The 18,186-nt window shown below is 69.4% G+C and carries 11 protein-coding genes; all 11 read left to right on the top strand.

Translation table 11 applies throughout. From position 1 onward, the window contains the following. Window position 1: 1 nt before the first annotated feature. On the top strand, window positions 2-496 hold the full coding sequence (locus QHF85_RS30290; protein WP_281330839.1) for a hypothetical protein: 495 nt from the start codon (window positions 2-4) through the stop codon (window positions 494-496). Between the two features lie 65 nt (window positions 497-561). Continuing rightward, window positions 562-2,313, top strand: a complete 1,752-nt coding sequence (locus tag QHF85_RS30285; protein WP_281330838.1) for a methylmalonyl-CoA mutase family protein — start codon at window positions 562-564, stop codon at window positions 2,311-2,313. Between the two features lie 178 nt (window positions 2,314-2,491). Next, window positions 2,492-2,716 (top strand): hypothetical protein, encoded by a 225-nt coding sequence (locus QHF85_RS30280; RefSeq protein ID WP_281330837.1) that lies wholly within the window; start codon window positions 2,492-2,494, stop codon window positions 2,714-2,716. Between the two features lie 173 nt (window positions 2,717-2,889). Then, a complete protein-coding gene (locus QHF85_RS30275) occupies window positions 2,890-5,829 on the top strand; it encodes a serine/threonine-protein kinase (protein WP_281330836.1) in 2,940 nt (979 codons plus the stop codon). 22 nt (window positions 5,830-5,851) lie between these two features. Further along, on the top strand, window positions 5,852-6,649 hold the full coding sequence (locus QHF85_RS30270) for an SAM-dependent methyltransferase (protein WP_281330835.1): 798 nt from the start codon (window positions 5,852-5,854) through the stop codon (window positions 6,647-6,649). 52 nt (window positions 6,650-6,701) lie between these two features. Further along, a complete protein-coding gene (locus QHF85_RS30265) occupies window positions 6,702-9,413 on the top strand; it encodes a serine/threonine-protein kinase (RefSeq protein WP_281330834.1) in 2,712 nt (903 codons plus the stop codon). 3 nt (window positions 9,414-9,416) lie between these two features. After that, on the top strand, window positions 9,417-12,020 hold the full coding sequence (locus QHF85_RS30260; protein WP_281330833.1) for a serine/threonine-protein kinase: 2,604 nt from the start codon (window positions 9,417-9,419) through the stop codon (window positions 12,018-12,020). Between the two features lie 279 nt (window positions 12,021-12,299). Beyond that, window positions 12,300-12,569, top strand: coding sequence for a hypothetical protein (locus QHF85_RS30255; protein WP_281330832.1), 270 nt, complete (start codon window positions 12,300-12,302; stop codon window positions 12,567-12,569). A 230-nt stretch (window positions 12,570-12,799) separates the two neighbouring features. After that, entirely contained in the window at window positions 12,800-13,582 is a 783-nt protein-coding gene (locus QHF85_RS30250; RefSeq protein WP_281330831.1) for an SAM-dependent methyltransferase, read from the top strand. 144 nt (window positions 13,583-13,726) lie between these two features. Beyond that, the gene (locus QHF85_RS30245) at window positions 13,727-16,450 is read left to right on the top strand and encodes a serine/threonine-protein kinase (RefSeq protein WP_281330830.1); all 2,724 of its coding nucleotides are present in this window, start codon (window positions 13,727-13,729) and stop codon (window positions 16,448-16,450) included. Between the two features lie 79 nt (window positions 16,451-16,529). Further along, window positions 16,530-18,164 carry a GAF domain-containing SpoIIE family protein phosphatase gene (locus QHF85_RS30240; RefSeq protein WP_281330829.1) on the top strand — a complete coding sequence of 545 codons (1,635 nt, stop codon included), beginning with the start codon at window positions 16,530-16,532 and terminating at the stop codon, window positions 18,162-18,164. Window positions 18,165-18,186 lie beyond the last annotated feature (22 nt).

The following is an 18,186-nucleotide window of genomic DNA, read 5'->3' as shown; positions in this document are numbered from 1 at the left end:
CATGATGAACCCCCGCGTCCTTCCTGCCCTCGTCCTCGCGCTCTCCTCGATCCTCGTGGGCTGCATCGGCGAGAACGAGGACGTCGTCTTCGTGGAGCCGCGCATCGAGGCGCCGACCGCCGACGTCGAGCCCGGCGTGCTCGGTGGCACGGTGACCGGCTCGTTCAAGCTCACGCTCGCGCTCGGACCACGCGCGAGTGGGCCGAGCACCGTGCAGATCGGCGCTGTCGCGATCACCGACGCGCCGAACCAGCAGTCCGTCGTGTCGGGCCTGTCGCTCATCTCCAACAAAGAGTTCCCCGTCACGGTGCAGCCGGACAGCGAGGTCACGATCGACCTTCTCTTCGACCACTGGGACAAGACGATCCCGCAGGAGACGCAGGACGCGCTTTGCCTGCCCGCGGGCATCCGGATCGCGACGACCATCCAGGATAGCCTCGACGTCGGCGCCACGACCGTCGCCTCCGACGTGTTCAAGCCGACCGGCTGCATGTAGCGCCGCAGGAAGAAGACAAGCCGGGCTTTCGCGCGCTACATTTGCGCCCGCGAGGTTCGCGATCGATGGCACACGACGACGCACGCACGCTCGACTCCGACGAGCGGCGCTTCACGAACGGCGGCGGTGGGGAGAGCCTGGGGCTCGACGACGAGGGCTTGCGCGCGCTCCGCACGGCGGTCGCGGCTTGGCGCATCGGCCCCGTCGCAGAGGCCGAACGCAAGGTGCGCCCGCGCCTGCAAAAGTTCACCACCTGGAGCGGCCTCGAGGTCCTCGACGTCGCCACGCCGGTCGACAAACGCATCCACTACAAGGCCGACCTCGGCCTGCCGGGCGAGTACCCGTTCACGCGCGGCGTCCAGCCGACGATGTATCGCGGCAAGCTCTGGACGATGCGCATGTTCGCCGGCTTCGGCACGCCCGAGCAGACGAACCAGCGCTTCAAATATCTGCTCGCCGAGGGCCAGACGGGCCTGTCGACCGCCTTCGATTTCCCGACCTTGATGGGATACGACTCCGACTCGCCCCGCTCGCTCGGCGAGGTCGGCATGTGCGGCGTCGCGGTCGACACGCTGCGCGACATGGAGGTCCTCTTCGACGGGATCCCGCTCGACAAGGTCACGACCTCGATGACCATCAACGGGCCGGCCGTCGTGCTGCTCGCCTTCTACATCGCGCTCGCCGACAAACGGGGCATCCCGCGCGACAAGATCGGCGGCACGGTGCAGAACGACTGCCTGAAGGAGTTCATCGCGCAGCACGCGTGGGTCGTCGGGCCGCGGCCGGCGATGCGCATCGTGACGGACATGATCGAGTTCTGCGCGCGCGAGGTCCCGCGCTGGAACACGGTCTCGATCAGCGGCTACCACATCCGCGAAGCCGGGGCGACGGCCGCCCAGGAGCTCGCCTTCACGATCGCGGACGGCCTCGCGTACGTGGAGAGCGGCATCGCGCGTGGACTCGACGTCGACGACTTCGCCCCGCGCCTCTCCTTCTTCTTCGACGTCCATAACGACTTCTTCGAGGAGATCGCGAAGTTCCGCGCGGCGCGGCGCATGTGGGCGCGCTTCATGCGCGAGCGGTACGGCGCGCGCAAGGCCGAGAGCTTGAAGCTCCGCACGCACGCGCAGACGGCCGGCGTCTCGCTCACGGCGCAGCAGCCGTACAACAACGTCGTGCGCGTCGCGCTGCAGGCGCTCGCGGCCGTCCTCGGGGGCACGCAATCGCTGCACACGAACTCGCTCGACGAGACGTACGCGCTGCCCACGGAGGAGTCGGTCACGATCGCGCTCCGCACGCAGCAGATCATCGCGGAGGAAAGCGGCGTCGCGAACACGATCGACCCGCTCGGCGGCAGCTATCACGTGGAATGGATGACCGACAAGCTCGAGGCCGAGGCGCTCGACTACATCCGCCGCATCGACGAGATGGGCGGCATGGTCGCGGCCGTGGAGAAGGGCTATCCGCAGCGCGAGATCGCGGCCTCGGCCTATCGCTTCCAGCGCGAGATCGAGGACGAACAGCGCGTGGTCGTCGGCGTGAACAAGTACGTCGCGTCGGAGGAGAAGAACATCCCGCTCCTCCGGATCGACGAGGCGGTGCAGCGCACGCAATGCGAGAACCTCGCCAAGGTGAAGGCGAACCGCGACGCTTCGGCCGTGCGCGAGGCGCTCGCGGCCGTGCGCGAGGCCGCGCGGGGCACGTCGAACCTCATGCCTCCGATCATTGCCGCGGCGAAGGCCTACTGCACCGAGCAGGAAATCTGCGACGTCCTGCGCGAGGTGATGGGCACGCACTCCGATCCCGCCGAGTTCTGATCCGCCCCGGGGGCGCGGCGCGCCCTGCGCCAACCCAGCAAGATCCCGCCACATAGAAAATGCTTGCTTGGCGCGAGCATTCCTACGTAAACTGAAAGCACTGCCGGCCTGTCGTCCCACTCGAATTGGGCGATGGAGTCATCGTCGATTCAGAGCCGCACGACACGTAGGAGCCCCCATGGAAGCTTCTCTTGGTCGGTTTTTGGCCGATATGGCCCTCGATCCGTCCCGTCTGGCTGCGTTCCTCGAGGATCCCGACGCGCTGATGAAGAAGGTGAACCTCGGCGAAGAAGAGCGCCTGGTGGTTCATAGCGGTGACGCCGCGTTGATGTCGGATTGGTTGTGCACCGAGCGGGGCGGGCCCGCCTCGGCGCCGTGGAACTGCCCGATGCTCATCCAGTGATGATGGCTCGTCCTCGCGTGGCGTGACGCGCCGCGCGGGGACGACGGGCCTTCGCATACCAAGGAGGGGGGGTCGTCGACCCGCGGGTGAGCCTGCGCGGGCTGCTGCCTGTCTAAAATTTGCCGCGTAGCATGTTCTTAGCGAACGCGCTCGCACCGCGGTAGCATGACGCCATGCGCCTGCGCCCGGGCGACACCTTCGACCGGTATGTGATCGAAGCGCTCCTCGGCGAGGGGGGCATGGGCGAGGTGTATCAGGCGCGCGACGTCCGCCTGCAGCGTCGTGTTGCGCTGAAGGTGCTGCGCAAAGATGCCGCGGCCGATCCCGAGGGCTGGCAACGCGCCCTCGTCCGCATGCTGCGCGAGGCCCGCGCCGCCGCTGCGTTGAACCACCCGAACACCGTCGCCATCTACGACATCGGCGAGGCCGAGGGCCTGCCTTACCTCGCGATGGAGCTCATCGAGGGCCTGTCGCTCCGGCGCTTGATCGGCGGCGGCGCCTCGATCTCCACGCGCCTCGGGTGGCTTCTCGACGTGGCCCGCGCCCTCTCCGCCGCCCACCGCGCCGGCCTCGTCCACCGCGACGTGAAGCCCGAAAACGTGATGCTGCGTGAGGACGGCGCCATCAAGGTCCTCGACTTCGGCATCGCGCGGCGCGTGCACCTCGACGCCGACGAGGCCGCCTCCACGCAGCGCGGCGCGGAGCTCGGCAAGGTCGGGTCGCTGCGCGGCGCCGATACGGTCACGAGCGAAGGTGTCATGGTCGGCACCCCGGCGTACATGGCGCCCGAGCAGCTCACGGGCGATCCCGTCGACGCGCGGACCGATCAATTCGGCTGGGGCGTGCTCGCCTACGAGCTCATCACGGGCCGCGTGCCCTTCGGCGCGAACCTCGAAGGCATCAAGCTGCTCTCGGCCATCCTGCACGAGGAGCCCCCGTCGCTCGAAGGCCTCGTGCCCGCGGTGATCGAGCGCGTCCTCAAGCGCACGATCGCGAAGCGCAAAGTCGATCGCTTCTCCTCGATGGACCTCGTGGTCGACGCGCTCGCGCCCTACGTCGCGGCCGAGAACGCGGGTGGCCTGCACGATGCTTTGATCCCCGGGTCCGACTCGACGGAGCCGGAGACCCTGGCGCCCGAGGACGTGGCGCCGAACGCGCGCGTCTTGCCGATCCGGAGCACGATGGCGAGCGTCGCGATCGCGACGAAGTCGGAGTCCCCCCCGCCGCCCCCGCGCGCCGCGCCGGCCACGCATACGATGCGCTCGCCGGACCTCGACAAAAGTGCGCGCATCACGCCGCCGCCCGCGACGCCGGTCGTGCGCGTGGAGATGGCCGGCCATGCGGGAAAAACGACGACGGCCGCGATGACCACGCTCGAATCGCCGGCCCTGGCGCCGGCGCCCCCGCCGAAGCAAGGGCGTCGGTGGTCGCGCGGGTCCGTGCTCGGCCTCGGCGCGATCTGGGTCGTGGCCGCGGCGGTCTGGGGGACCTTCTGGTACCGGAAGAAAGTCGCGACCCCGCCGGTGCCCCCGACGAGCGCGCCCGCGCCCGCGCCCACGCCGATCACGGAGCTGCCCATTTCGGGTTCGTCGAACCCCGAGGCGATCGCGGCATTTCGCGAGGGCTTGCAGGCCTTGCGGGACGCGTCCTGGGAGATCGCGCGTGGCGCCTTCGAGCGCGCCGCGAAGGTCGACGGCGGATTCGGGGCTGCCTATTTGCGCCTGGCGCTGATCGATCGATTCCGCTCGGACACGGCCAGCACGCGAATGGCGTTTCAGCGCGCCATGCAGCTCCGCAGCACGATGACGGAGCGCGACGAGGTGCTGCTCGACGCGCTCGAGCCCCTCCTGCAGCGGGATCCGCCGGACGTGGACGAGGCGATCAAGCGAATGGAGGCGGCCTCGCGGCGGTATCCCGGCGACGCGGAGTTCGTCGACCTGCAAATGGCCCTGGCGCCACGCGCGGAGCCCTCGAAGCTGCTCGCTTTGGCCGACCGTTGCCTCGAGCTCGATCCCAAGTACGCCGACTGTTATCAGGTCCAGTCCTTTTCGCTGTTCCGGGTCGGCCGGGAGCAGGAAGCGCTGGCGGCGCTCGACCGTTGCGTCGACCTCGTGCCGGCGGCGGTGGATTGCCTGCGCGAGCGGGTCCGCGCGCGCAAGTACCTCGGCCAGTGCGACCTCATCGAGGCCGACGTGCGGCGCTGGATCACGAAGGACCCCAATTCGGCGATCGCCCAGGGCGAGCTCGCCGTGGCCCTCTACGCCGGCAAGCAATCGGGGCCCGCGGTGAGCACCGCCGTCGAGCAGGCGGCGAAGAAGTACCAGGCGCAGGGGCGCATCGAAGAGGCCGGTCGGCTGCGCATTCATCACGCGATCATCTCCGGCGATTTCGAGGCGGCCGAGCGGGTCGCGCGCGAGCTCGAAAAAGACATCGCGGGCGAGTCGCTGGAGGAGAAGCACATCGTCCCGGCGCTCGCGCTCGTCCAGCTCTACGAGGAGATGGGGCAGGACAAACGGGCCGCCGGGATCGCGGATCGATTCCTCACGCAGCGCTCGGCGTGGACGCAGCCGGTCGTCCGGATGGCCTGGTGGGATCCGACGATCCCCTTCCTCGACGCCAAGCGGCGGAGCGGCGCGCTCGACGCCGCGCAGTTCGCCGGGGCGCGCGACGCGTGGGCGAAGAGTTTTTCCGAGGACACGGGCGAGATGAAGCAGGCGTCCGTCTGGTTCGTCGGGTATGCCATGCCCGCGCGGACGGAGGCCGAGGCGAAAGACGCGCTCGCGACGCAGCCGCCGCTCCAGGATTCGGTTTTTTATGCCCTGATGGCGCCGCGGGTGGAGATGCTCCTCGGCGGCATCCATTTCCTCGCCGGTCAATTCGATCGCTCCCTGCCGCACCTCGACGTCGCGTTTCGCTCCTGCACGGCGCTCGACGAGCCCATGCTCCACACCGTCGCGGCCTACCGCCTCGGCGTCGTGCGCGAGGAGCGAAATGACAAGGAGGGGGCGTGCGCCGCATATCGAGTCGTCCTCGACCGGTGGGGGCGCGTGAAAGGCTCGGTCACGGCCCAGAGCGCCGCGGCGCGTGCGAAAGCATTGAAATGCGCCCAATGAAACACGGGAGGCGTCGGGCAGGATGATCAAGGAAAAGGGTTCGCTCGTGGTCGTGGGGACCGGTATCCGGACCGTCGGTCAGCTCACGGGCGATACCATTGCCAGGCTCAAGACCTCCACCAAGGTGTTTTACCTGATCGCCGACATCGTCGGGGAGCAGGTCATCAAGCAGATTCACCCCGCCGCCGAGTCGCTCGGCCGGTTCTATCGGCTCGGCCGCTCGCGCAGGGAGGCGTACGACGCGATGGTCGAGCGGATCCTCGGCGCCGTGCGCGAGGGCCACCGCGCGTGCTGCGCCGCGTACGGCCACCCCGGCGTCTTCGCGTTCCCCACGCACGAGGCGATCCGCAGGGCGCGCGCCGAGGGCTACGAGGCGACGATGCTCCCGGCCATCTCCGCCGAGGATTGCCTCTTCGCGGACCTCAACGTCGACCCCGCGACGCCGGGCTGCCAGAGCCACGAGGCCACGCGGTTCGTCCTGTACAAGAAGCCCGTCGACAACACGTCGGCCTTGATCCTCTGGCAGGTCGGCATGTTCGGCGACGCGACGTATCGCCCCGACGGCAACCGCGGCCAGTGGATTCACGTGCTCGTCGAGCGTTTGCTCCAGCATTACCCCGTGGACCACGAGGTCACGCTCTACGAGGCCGCCGTCTTCATCAATTGCACCCCGCGCATCGAGCGCATCCCGCTCGCCCATCTCGCCGACGCCACGTTCACGCCCGCGACCACGCTCTACGTGCCGCCGGTCGGCATAGGCGTGCTCGACGAGGAGACGTGCGCGCGGCTCGGCATCGACCTCGCGGCCATGGCGCGCTGAATCGCGGCTCGCCTCCTTCCTGGTAACCCACCTTCGCGCTACCCTCATCGCCATGCCCCTTTTGCCTGGAGAAAGGTTCGATCGGTACATCGTCGAAGCGCTCCTCGGCGAAGGCGGGATGGGCGAGGTCTACCGCGTCGAGGACACGCGCCTCGGCCGCAGCGTCGCGCTCAAGGTGCTGCGCCGCGACGCCCAGGGCGCGAGCGAGAGCTGGGGCAAGCAGGTGCGCCGCATGCTCCGCGAGGCGCGGATCGCCGCGGCCTTGAATGATCCCGGCATCGTCGCGGTCTACGACGTCGGCGAGCACGAGGGCACGCCTTTCATCGCGATGGAGCTCGTGCAGGGCAAGCTCCTGCGCGACCTCGTGCACGTGGACGCGCCGCTCGGCGAAAAGATCGCCTTGCTCTCCGCGGTGGCGCAGGTCCTCTCGGTCGCGCACCGCGCCGGCCTCGTGCACCGCGACGTCAAGCCCGAGAACGTGATGATCCGCGAGGACGGCGCCATCAAGGTCCTCGATTTCGGCATCGCACGGCGCTGCGACGAGCAGCTCGGCGACGGGCACGACGATTTCGCCACGCGCACCGGGGACGGCTCGTTCGTCGGCACCCCCGCGTACATGGCGCCCGAGCAGGTGAAGGGCGAGCCCATCGACGCGCGGGTCGATCAATTCGCCTGGGGCGTCACCGCGTACGAGCTCTTCACGGGCAAGCTCCCGTTCCGCCTGGATCGCGGACCCGTGAGCCTCATCGCCTCGATCCTGAGCGACGACCCGCCGCCGATGAACGACGTGCCTCCCGAGGTCGAGGCCGTCGTCTTCCGCGCGCTCGCCAAGGAGCCTGCCGATCGCCACGCCTCGATGGACGACATCGTCGCGGCGCTCGCGCCCTTCGCCACGCCGCTCGCGAGGCTCCTGCGAAAAGGGGACGTGCCCGGCAGCAGCGCCGCGCGTCCCTCCGCAGAGGCGCCGCGCCCGAAGCCGAGCCCCTCCACGCGCAGCACGACGAGCCGCTCGCCTGCGCGCCGCGCCGCCACGAATCGCGCCCCGACGACGACGAAGCGCGCCCCCGCGCGCTCGCGCCGCTTCCTTGGCCTCGCCGCCCTCGTCGCGCTGGGCCTCGCCGCCGCGGGCATCGTCTTCGCGCGCAAGGCGAGCACCGCGCCGCCGCCCGTGCTCGCGCGGACCGTCCTCACGCCCGCCCCGACGCCCGTCACGGCCGTGCCTTTGCCGAAGTTCGCGAACGAGGAGGCGCGCGCGGCGTACCTCGAGGGGCTCCAGGCGCTGCGAGACAGCGCGTGGAGGACCGCGTACGGATCCTTCGTTCGCGCGACGCGGGCCGATCCGGCGCTGGCCGCGGGCTGGCTGCGCATGGCGATGATCATCCACGACGCGGACATGACGGCCGCGCGTGAGCATTTTCGTCGCGCGGTCATGAGCCGCGGGATGCTCGACGCGCGGGACCAGGCTCTACTCGACGCGCACGAGCCCTTCTTTCAACGCACGCCGAGTGATCACGAGGAGTGCACCCGTCGCCTCGCCGTCGCGGCCTCGCGTTTCCCCGGCGACGCGGAGATCGCAAACCTCTATTCGATGTTCGCGATGGGCATCCTGCCGCCGGAGTCGGTGCTGCCGCTCATCGATCGATGCCTGGCCCTCGATCCGCTCTACGGCGATTGTCTACAGGGCAGGGCACGCGTGCTCCTCCTCCGCATGGGGCGCGTCGAGGAGGGGCTCGCGGGGCTCGATCGTTGCATCGAGGCCACGCCGGACGCCTCCGATTGCTTCATGGATCGGAACCAGACCCAGCTCGCGCTCGGGCGCTGTTCGCTCGTCGAGGCGGGGGCGCGTCAATGGATCGCCAAGGCCGGGACGGCGCCGGTCGCCCACGTCCAGCTCGCCGCCGCCCTCTTCGCGCGCGGCGCCCCCGAGGCCGCCGTGAAGACCGCCATCAACACCGCGGCGGCGCAGTACCGCGACCAGAAGCTCGACGGGGAGGCGCAGAAGCTCTTCATCGCGCACGCGGTCGCCACGGGCAGGTTCGACGAGGCCGAGCGGACGACGCGCGAGCTCCAGCGTTCCCTCGAGGTGGATCCGAGCGCGATGGCGCACAACATGTCGGCGGCGATGCTCGTCCACATCCTCGACGAGGTGGGCCGCCAGGCGGACGCGGGCCGCGAGGCGCAGGCCATCCTCGCGCGGCGCGGCGCGCTCCTCGCCGACCCCACGACGGGGGACAACACCGTGCGTTTCCTCCGCGCCGAGCTCACCGCGGGGCTCCTCTCCCGCAAGGACTTCGAGGCCGAGCGCGCGAAGTGGGTGGCGCGTTATCAGGAGACGCTCGTCGAGCGCATCGCGGCGTGGGTCTACGGATACGGGCTCGTGGCCCAGAGCGCCGAGGAGGGCAAGGCCGCGCTCGCCGCGCTCCCGGCCGAGGCCAGGGCCAAGGCGCGCACATATAGCCTGCACGTCGGTCTCGCGCTCGACAGCGCGCTCGGCTGGACGCATTGGCTCGCGGGCGACCCGGCCGCCGCGCTCCCGCACCTCACGGCGGCATCCGCGTCGTGCGGCGACCTCGTCGAGCCCTTCCGCCACACGAAGACCCTCCACCACCTCGGCCTCGTCCGCGAGGCGCTCGGCGACCGCGCGGGCGCGTGTGACGCGTTCGGCCGCGTCCTTTCGCGCTGGGGCGGGGCGCGCGCCTCTCGCACGGCGGCCGAGGCCCGCGCGCACGTAAAAGCGCTCGGCTGCGACGCGAAGGCCGGCTGAAGCATGGCAGCGTCCACGCGGTTCTCCGTCGGCGACACCTTCGGCCGGTACGTCGTCGAGTCCCTCCTCGGCGAGGGCGGCATGGGCGAGGTGTATCGCGCCCTCGACACGCGCCTCGGCCGCAGGGTCGCGCTGAAGTTCCTGCGCAAGGACGCCGAGCTCTCCGAGGACGCGTGGGCCCTCGAATCGTCGCGCATGCTCCGCGAGGCGCGCGCGGCGGCGGGGCTCTCGCATGCCGGCATCGTGGCGATCTTCGACGTCGGCGAGCTCGACGGCACGGCGTTCATCACCATGGAAATCGCCGAGGGTGAGCCCTTGCGCGCGCTCGTCGGCGGGGACGCGCCCGCCGCCCGCAAGATCCAGATCCTCCACGACGTCGCGCGCGCCCTCGCCGCGGCCCACCAGGCGGGCGTCGTGCACCGCGACGTCAAGCCCGAGAACATCGTCGTGAGCCCCGCGGGCGCCGTGAAGATGCTCGATTTCGGCATCGCGCGTGGCCTCGAGCGCGACACCGATCCCGGCGCGCTGACGCTCGAGGCCGAGCCCGCCGAGTCCATGTTCCAGGGCACCCCCGCGTACACGGCGCCCGAGCAGCTCATGGGCGAGTCCCTCGACGCGCGCTCCGATCAGTTCGGCTTTGGCGTCGTCGCGCACGAGCTCTTCGAGGGCGAGCTGCCGTTCCGTTCGGACAAGGGCCCCGCGGCCCTCATCAGCTCGATCCTCGCCGACGAGCCCAAGCCGATGACCCGCGCGCCCGAGGGCGTCCGCGACCTCGTCCGGCGCGCGCTCGCGAAAGACCCCGCCGATCGATTCCCCTCGATGGCCGCGCTCGCCGACGAGCTCGCGCTCTTGTCGATCGAAAACGAGCCGGCCCCCGAGCCTCCTCCCCCGACAAACCTCCCCGCAAGGGCCCCTTTCCCCGCGGCCCGCGCGCTCGTCCTCGTCGCCGTCCTCGCCGCGCTCGCCGCCGCCGCGTGGTTTTTGTTTCATCGAGAAAAACCCGTCGACGGCGCGCCCATCGCGCCGGCTCCCTCGGCTGCGCCGCCCGTCAAGGTCGCGATCACCGATCTCCCGCTCCCGACCACGGACAGCCCCGAGGCGCTCGTCGCGTATCGCGAGGGGGTCCAGGCCGTGCGTGACGCCTCGTGGACGACGGCGCGCTTCGCCTTCGAGCGGGCCCGCAAGGCCGATCCCTCGCTCGCGCTCGCGCACCTTCGTTATGCGATGGTCGCGATGGACACCGAGGACCTCAACGCCTCGCGCGAGGCCTACCGGGTCGCCTTCCTTTTGCGCGCCTCGCTGACCGATCGGGATCGCTCCCTGCTCGACGCGCTCGAACCCTTCTTGCAGCGCGACCCGCCCGACGTCGCCGAGATGCGCCGCCGCTTCGCGGACGCCTCGGCCCGGTTCCCCGGCGACGCCGAGCTCGTGTACTGGGAGTTTTTCCCGATCCCCCAGCGAAATCCGGCCGAGCTCCTCACGTTCACCGAGCGTTGCCTCGCGCTCGACGATCGATATGCCGATTGCTGGCAGATTCAGGCGCGCGCGCTCGTCGCGCTCGGGCGGCACGAGGAAGCGCGGCGCGCGCTCGATCGGTGCATCGAAGTCGCTCCCACCGCGGGCGACTGCATGTTCGACCGGGCGGCCGTGGAGATCATGTCGAACCGATGCGTGGGCCTCGAAGAGGTCACGCGGAGCTGGGTCGCGCGCGAGCCCGATCTCGGCCGGGCGCACAGCTATCTCGCGTGCTCGCTTTATGGGCAGGGCCGCGAGAATGCGGCCGTCCGCGCCGTCGTGGACACGGCGACGCAAAAGCTCCGCGCCTCGGGATTCCAGGTGGAGGCCTTGACGCTCGACTTTGGCTTTGCCGCGGGCACGGGGGATTTCGAGTCCGCGCTCCGGATCGCGCGAGAGACGGGCGTCGTCGGCGACATCGACCACGAGGCCGGCCCCACGGCCAAACACGTCTTTCTTTTGACGGAGCTTGGGCGCACTGCGGACGCGGGCCGCGTCGCGCAGGATTTCCTCGCGCGGCAGACCGCCTCGCTCCGCTCGGCCACCACCGATTGCATCGTCGATCCCGAGCCCTCGTTTTACGCCGCCGCGCATCGCGCGGGCCTGCTCTCGGAGGCCGAGCGTGTTGCGCACCGGGACGGCTGGATACGCCGCTGTGTTCAGGGGGGCGACGCTGCAGGCGCCTGGTACGGCGCGTATGCCCTGCCTGCGACGACGCCCGACGAGGCGCGCGAGGCCCTCGCCGCCATGCCCCCGCTCCCCTCGCGCCGCGACGACATCGCTTACTACCGCGCCCGGTCTGCAGCCGCCCTGCGCGGAAAAGTTCATTTCCTCGCCGGCGACATGGAAGCGGCCCTCCCGGACCTCGTCGAGGCCTCGTCCCATTGCGGCATGCTCCTGGATCCGGTTCATTATCTGCAGACCCAGCATCGCCTCGGTATCGTGCGTGAGACCCGGGGGGAAAAGGACCTCGCGTGCGCGGCGTACCGGGTCGTCCTTTCGCGGTGGGGCGCGGCGAAGGACTCGATCACGGCGCGCGACGTCGCGCGTCGCGCCAAGGCGCTCGGCTGCGAGCCCCGGCGCGAACCCTGACAGATCGCGCGCGCGAGCCTTCGAGGCCTCCTTTGAATGCGAAGCGGTCGGGTACCCTCCGGGGGGGTCGATGGCGGTCGCGCTTGCGTAGGCGCATGCCGGCGAGGGGGTCCCGGAGGGAGGAGGACGCGGGGAGCGCTCGGATGCGAGGTGAAAGCGGGCTCAGTGTAGAAACTACTTGCTGCCCCTCACAAAGGGTTGTTACCCTCTGCGTCGGATCACGCGTGAACGAACACGCAGCAATGCCAATGCGTCTGCGCGTGTTCAGGAGGTGAGAACATGGACTCGCGACTGAAGGACTTTCTCACGGATGCGGCACTGGATCACGACCAGCTCATGGTCTTTTTGACCGATCCGCAGTCGGCCATCCAATCGGCGCAGCTCTCGGCGGACGATGAGCGGGCGCTGCGGACCGGAAACCCCGACGTCATCTACGCGCGCATCCAGGGGCGGGCGTACGACCCCAATGACCCGCTCTCGAGCAGCGCACAGGCCATCACGAATTACAATTATCCGTACTATCCCAACGACACGGGCGAGACGGTTTGAGGAGCTGCGGACGACTCCTGCTCCGTCGTCCCACGCGGGCGGGGTCATCGAAGAACCAGCCCGCCGCCCCTGTCCCCACATAACATACGGACCTAGCACTCCAGCTGCACGCACCTGTCCCGATCGCCTAGAGGACGAGCGTGCTAGCGCTGTCGCTCGGAATATCATCGCCATTGACTCGGGCATTGCCGGTCAGCGTCCATGAACGAGACGCCGCGGAGAGGAAAGCCTTGGATAGCAAAAAGGGTTCACTGGTCGTCGTGGGCAGTGGGATCAAGACGGTGGGTCACCTGACCCAGGAGGCGCTCGCCTGGATCAAGGCAGCGGACAAGGTCTTTTACGTGGTCTCCGACCCGGTCGCCGAGGGCGTCATTCAACGCCTCAACCCTGGGAAGTCGGAATCGCTCTCCGGGCTTTACGAGGAGGGGAAGCGCCGCATGGAGACCTACGAGCAGATGATCGAGCGCATGATGGCCAGCGTCCATGCGGGCATGCGCACGTGCGCCGCCTACTACGGCCACCCTGGGGTGTTTGCTTATCCCACGCACATGGCCATCAAGAGGCTCCAGAAGCAGGGGTACGAGGCGTTCATGTTGCCGGGCATCTCGGCGGAGGATTGTCTCTTCGCCGAGCTCGGTGTCGATCCGGCCACGACCGGATGCCAGAGCTATGAGGCTACGGCCTTCGTCATCAACGGCCACGTTCCGAACCCGAAGGCAGCGCTCATTCTTTGGCAGGTTGGGGTCTTCGGCCGCGGCGATTACAGCCGTTCGAACTACCAGCCCAAAGGGTTCCACTATTTCGTGGAGCATCTCGCCAAGTTCTATCCGACGGACCACAAAGTTTGTATCTACGAGTCCGCCATGTTCCCAGGCTGCAAGCCGAGGGAGGACTGGGTAGCCATTCAGGACCTGGACAAGGCGCGGCTGACCCCAGCGAGCACGCTCTACATCCCCGCCTCCGAGCGAGCGAAGCCCAACCTCGAACTCCTCAAGCTCCTCGAGAGCCTCTGACCGCGGCGAGGCAGGAAACGATGCCGTCCTGGTCTTGATGGCGTCGCGCCAAGACGCTCGGCTGTGAGCCCGAGCGCGAACCCTGACGAACGCGCCCGAACTTCCCTGGGCGTCAAGCCGTAGACGGGCTACGCTCTTCCGGTCATGCGCTTCTCGCCGGGGGAGTCGTTCGACCGTTACGTCATCGAGTCGCTCTTGGGCGAGGGCGGTATGGGTGAGGTGTACCGCGCCGAGGACACCCGCCTCCGCCGCAAAATCGCGCTCAAAGTCCTGCGCAAGGGGGACGAGGCCGACAGCGAGACCTGGGGTCGGGCGGTCGCGCGCATGCTCCGCGAGGCGCGCGCGGTCGCGGCGCTCTCCCATCCGGGCATCGTCGCCATCTACGACGTCGGCGAGCATGACGGCGCGCCTTTCATCGCGATGGAGCTCGTCCTTGGCCGCCCTTTGCGCGCCCTCGTGGGCGGGGACGAGCCCCTCGGCACGCGCTTGCGCATCCTCCTCGAGATCGCGCGGGCCCTCTCGGCGGCGCATCAGGCGGGCCTCGTGCACCGCGACGTCAAACCCGAGAACGTCGTCGTCCGCGCCGACGGCGCCGTGAAGGTCCTCGATTTCGGCATCGCCCGCAAACTCACGCGTGCGAGCGCCGATCCGCTCGGGCCCACGGCCGACGGCGCGCTCTCCACGATGACGGCCGAGGGCGCGCTCGTCGGCACTCCGGCGTACATGGCGCCCGAACAGCTCCGCGGCGAGGAGATCGACGCGCGGGCCGACCAGTTCGCCTGGGGCGTCGTCGCGTATGAATTGCTCGCGGGCAAGCTCCCGTTTCGATCGGACAAGGGCGCGGTCAGCCTCATGGCCTCGATCCTGAGCGACACGCCGCCCCCGCTCACCAGCGTGCCCGACGGCGTCTGGCAGATCCTCGCGCGCGCCCTCGCCAAGGAGCCCGAGGCGCGGTTCGCCTCGATGGACGAGGTCGCCCAGAACCTCCACGTGTTCGTCACCGCCGAGGATACGCGGACCATCACGAGCCGCCGCAACGTCGTCCTCGTCTCCACCGGGGACACCCGCGCGCCGGTCGCCGCCTCGGTCCCACCCGCGTCGCCCTCGCGCCGGCCCTTCCTGATCGCGGCGTCCGTCGTCGCCGTCCTCGCGGCGTTCGGCGCCGCATTTGCTTTCCGGAGAGCGCCGGCCGAACCGCCCACGCCTTCGCTTTCCTCGGCGGTCGCGCAGGCCGGCCCTCTGCCCACGGCCGTCACCGATTTGCCCATGCCGCCGACGGAGAGCGCGGCGGCGCGGCTCGCGTTTCGCGAAGGCCTCCAGGCGATCCGGGATGCTACCTGGGACACGGCGATCGCCGCGTTCGATCGGGCGCGCAAGGCCGATCCGGGCATGGCCGCGGCGCACCTCCGGTATGCGTCGCTCAATGCCTCGTTCGACATCCATGCGGCGCGTGAGGCATTTCGCAAGGCGATTGGCCTCCGCGCCTCGCTCTCCGAGCGCGACCAGGCGTTCCTCGAAGCGCTCGAGCCGATGCTCCAGAACGACCCCAGCGATTGCGCGACGTCCGCCCGGAGGTTCGAGGCCATGGTCGCGAAATGGCCCGGCGACGCGGAGCTCGTCTTCTGGTACGCGCGCCAGCTCCTCGATACTTCGAAGAGCTCCCAGGCGGAGCGGGTCCTCGAGCTCACGAATCGTTGCGTCGAGCTCGACCCTCAATATGCCGATTGCTGGCAGTCGAAGCAGTATGCCCTCCTGCCCCTCCGCCGGAGCCAGGAGGCGCTCGTCGCCCTCGAAAAATGCATCGAGGTCTCGGCCGGCGCGGTCGATTGCCTCAACGACAAGATCAAGATCGTCTCGTCGTTCGGCCAGTGCGACGTCGCGGCCGAGACGGCGCGGCGCTGGATGGCGAAGGAGCCCTCGTCGCCGAAGCCCCACGTGATGCTCGCCGGCGCTTTGTACGGCTCGGGTGAGCCCGAGGCGGCCGTCCGCGCCGCGTTCGACCAGGCGGAGCGGCGCTTTCGGGCGTCGGGGCAGCTCTGGCACGCCGAAGCGCTCGCGGCCAGCCGCGCGATGGCGTTCGGCCAGTTTTCGACCGGGGCGCGCATCGCCGATGCGATGGCTTCCATGACCCCGCCGCTGCCGCAGGACGAGATCGTCCTGTATCACCAGCGGCTGTTCGCGCATGTGGAGCTCGGCGACATCGACGGCGCGGTCCAGGTCGCGGACGAATTCCTCGCGAAGAGCGCGCTCCGGACGGGGCGCATCATCGGCGACCACGCCCTCGATCCGACCGTGTACATGCATTCCTTGAAGCTCCGTGCCGGCAAGGAGACGCGCGCCGAATTCGACGCGGCGCGGTCCGCATGGATTGCGAAGCAGGATCTCTCCACTACTGTGGGGCGGAGGCTCGCCTGGGACGCGGCGTATGCCTGGCCCGCGTATTCGGCTGAGCTCGCAGAGGAGGCTCTCGCCAAGGAGGCGGAGTACATGAGGCTCCCCTCCGGTGAGCTCGACACCAGCGAGGCGGTATGGACTGGCTCGCTCGGTCAAGTCCGCATCGTTGTCGGCAGGGAGAGCGAAGCGCTCCCGTTCCTCGAAAAGGCCACGCAGATCTGCCCGAACCCGTGGAAGGCGAGGTGGTATGTCCTCCAGCAGGCGCGCCTCGGCGCCGCGCGCGAGGCCAAGGGCGACAAACCCGGCGCTTGCAGCGCGTATCGCACCGTGCTTTCCCGGTGGAGCAATACGAAAGAATCGGTCACGGCGCGCGACGTCGAGAAGCGAGCGAAGGGCCTCGGCTGTGGGTTTCCCGCGGACGGCGGGCTCGCGGGTCCCCGTTCCCAACGCAGCTCGAATCCGAACGCCGGCTGACGTTCCTCTGGCGCCGCGCGGGATGGTAGGCGCGCGCCGGCTTGCCACGTAAGATGCTCCCTAGCCTGAGAGCCCGCTCATGACCGCCACCCGAAGAGCCCCCGACGAGCCTTTCGCCTCGGACCTCGAGCGTATCCTCCGCGACGCCGCGCGGCTCCAGCTCGACCTTGCTCGGGCCTCGAGCCTCCTGCGCGAGCGGGGCGGCGATCTCGCGCGGGATCTGCCGGGCGACATCGACGCCCTGATCACCTCGCTCTCCACGTTTCGCGCGAGCCTCGACGTCGAGCGGCGCGAGCAGGAGGGCGCCATGTCGCGCGAGGCGCAGGCCGCGCTCTTCGAGGTTGGCAAGGCGATCACCTCCTCGCTCGACCTCAAGACCGTGCTGAACCAGGTCATGGACTCCGTCATCGAGCTGACGAAGGCCGAGCGCGGCTACCTCGTCCTCGTCGACCACAAAGGCAATCTCGACGTCCAGGTCGCGCGGAACCTCGATCAGGACACCATCCGGAGCATGGAGTTTGCGTATTCGAGCTCCGTCGTCGAGGAGGTCTTGAAGGGCGAGCGCAGCGTGCTCACGAGCAATGCGCAAACGGACGAGCGATTCGCGCTCCAGCGCAGCGTGGCGATGTTCCGGCTGACGAGCATCATGGCCGCGCCCTTGCGCATCCGGGGCAAGGTGATCGGTGTCCTTTACGTGGACAACCGGGCCTTCACGGGGCAGTTCTCGCAATCGAAGCTCGACTTGCTGGAGGCGTTCGCGGGGCAGGCGGCGATCGCGATCCACAATGCGAAGCTCTTCGGGCAGACCGACGAGGCGCTGAAGCAACGCCTCCTCGAGCTCGAAGGCCTTTACAAGGAGCTCGCCGTGGCCCGCGAGCGCGCCGAGAATGGCCTCGCGGCCGTCGAGCGCGAGATGCAGATCGGCCGCATCCTTCAATCCGAGTTCCTCCCGCGCGAGCTGCCCTCCTTGCCCGGCTGGCAGATTGCATCGCGGTTCTTGCCGGCCAGGCAGCTCTCGGGCGATTTCTACGACGTCTTCCGGCTCGCCTCCGGGGAGGTCGCCGTCGCGATCGCCGACGTCTGCGACAAGGGTGTCGGCGCCGCGCTCTTCATGTCCCTCGTCCGCGGCCTGCTCCGCGCCTTCGCGCGGCGCGCGGCCAATCGGTCCGAGGCCCTCGCGGCCATCACCCAGACGAACGATTACCTCGCCGACAACCATGGCCGCACGGCCATGTTCACGACCCTCTTTTTCGGGATCCTCGATCCGGAGAGCGGCGAGCTCTCCTACGTCAATTGCGGGCACGACGCGCCGATCGTCCTCGGCGCGGCCGGCGAGGAGCGGCGCCTCGAATCGACCGGCCCCGCGCTCGGCGCCATGGGGGACGTCGAATTCGAGACGGGCCGCGTGACGCTCCTGCCCGGCGATTCTCTCGTGGCCTTCACGGACGGCGTGAGCGACGCGCTCGACCCGTCCGAGGAGCCGTTCGGCGAAGAAACCTTCCTCTCGATTCTGCGCGGCGGCGCGCCCTCCGTCACGGCCATGCTCGGCGACGTCGTGGGCGCGCTCCGCCACCACATCGGCTCGGCCTCGCAGTTCGACGACATCACCTTGCTCGCGCTCCGCCGCAATCCACCACGCCGCGACTTCCCCACGGGCCAGTACCGCGTCATCGAACCGATTGCGCAGACCTCTGGAAAGCGCACGCGGCGCTGATCCAGGCGTTGAAAACCGCGGA

This window comes from Polyangium sp. 6x1, assembly GCF_029946515.1.
Lineage (GTDB): Bacteria > Myxococcota_A > Polyangia > Polyangiales > Polyangiaceae > Polyangium.
This window is presented reverse-complemented; position numbering and strand designations above follow the sequence as displayed.

Excerpts from the sequence above, each read along its gene's own strand:
- QHF85_RS30290 (WP_281330839.1), top strand. The coding sequence starts at position 2 with ATGATGAACCCCCGCGTCCTTCCTGCCCTCGTCCTCGCGCTCTCCTCG.
- QHF85_RS30285 (WP_281330838.1), top strand. The coding sequence starts at position 562 with ATGGCACACGACGACGCACGCACGCTCGACTCCGACGAGCGGCGCTTC.
- QHF85_RS30280 (WP_281330837.1), top strand. The coding sequence starts at position 2,492 with ATGGAAGCTTCTCTTGGTCGGTTTTTGGCCGATATGGCCCTCGATCCG.
- QHF85_RS30275 (WP_281330836.1), top strand. The coding sequence starts at position 2,890 with ATGCGCCTGCGCCCGGGCGACACCTTCGACCGGTATGTGATCGAAGCG.
- QHF85_RS30270 (WP_281330835.1), top strand. The coding sequence starts at position 5,852 with ATGATCAAGGAAAAGGGTTCGCTCGTGGTCGTGGGGACCGGTATCCGG.
- QHF85_RS30265 (WP_281330834.1), top strand. The coding sequence starts at position 6,702 with ATGCCCCTTTTGCCTGGAGAAAGGTTCGATCGGTACATCGTCGAAGCG.
- QHF85_RS30260 (WP_281330833.1), top strand. The coding sequence starts at position 9,417 with ATGGCAGCGTCCACGCGGTTCTCCGTCGGCGACACCTTCGGCCGGTAC.
- QHF85_RS30255 (WP_281330832.1), top strand. The coding sequence starts at position 12,300 with ATGGACTCGCGACTGAAGGACTTTCTCACGGATGCGGCACTGGATCAC.
- QHF85_RS30245 (WP_281330830.1), top strand. The coding sequence starts at position 13,727 with ATGCGCTTCTCGCCGGGGGAGTCGTTCGACCGTTACGTCATCGAGTCG.
- QHF85_RS30240 (WP_281330829.1), top strand. The coding sequence starts at position 16,530 with ATGACCGCCACCCGAAGAGCCCCCGACGAGCCTTTCGCCTCGGACCTC.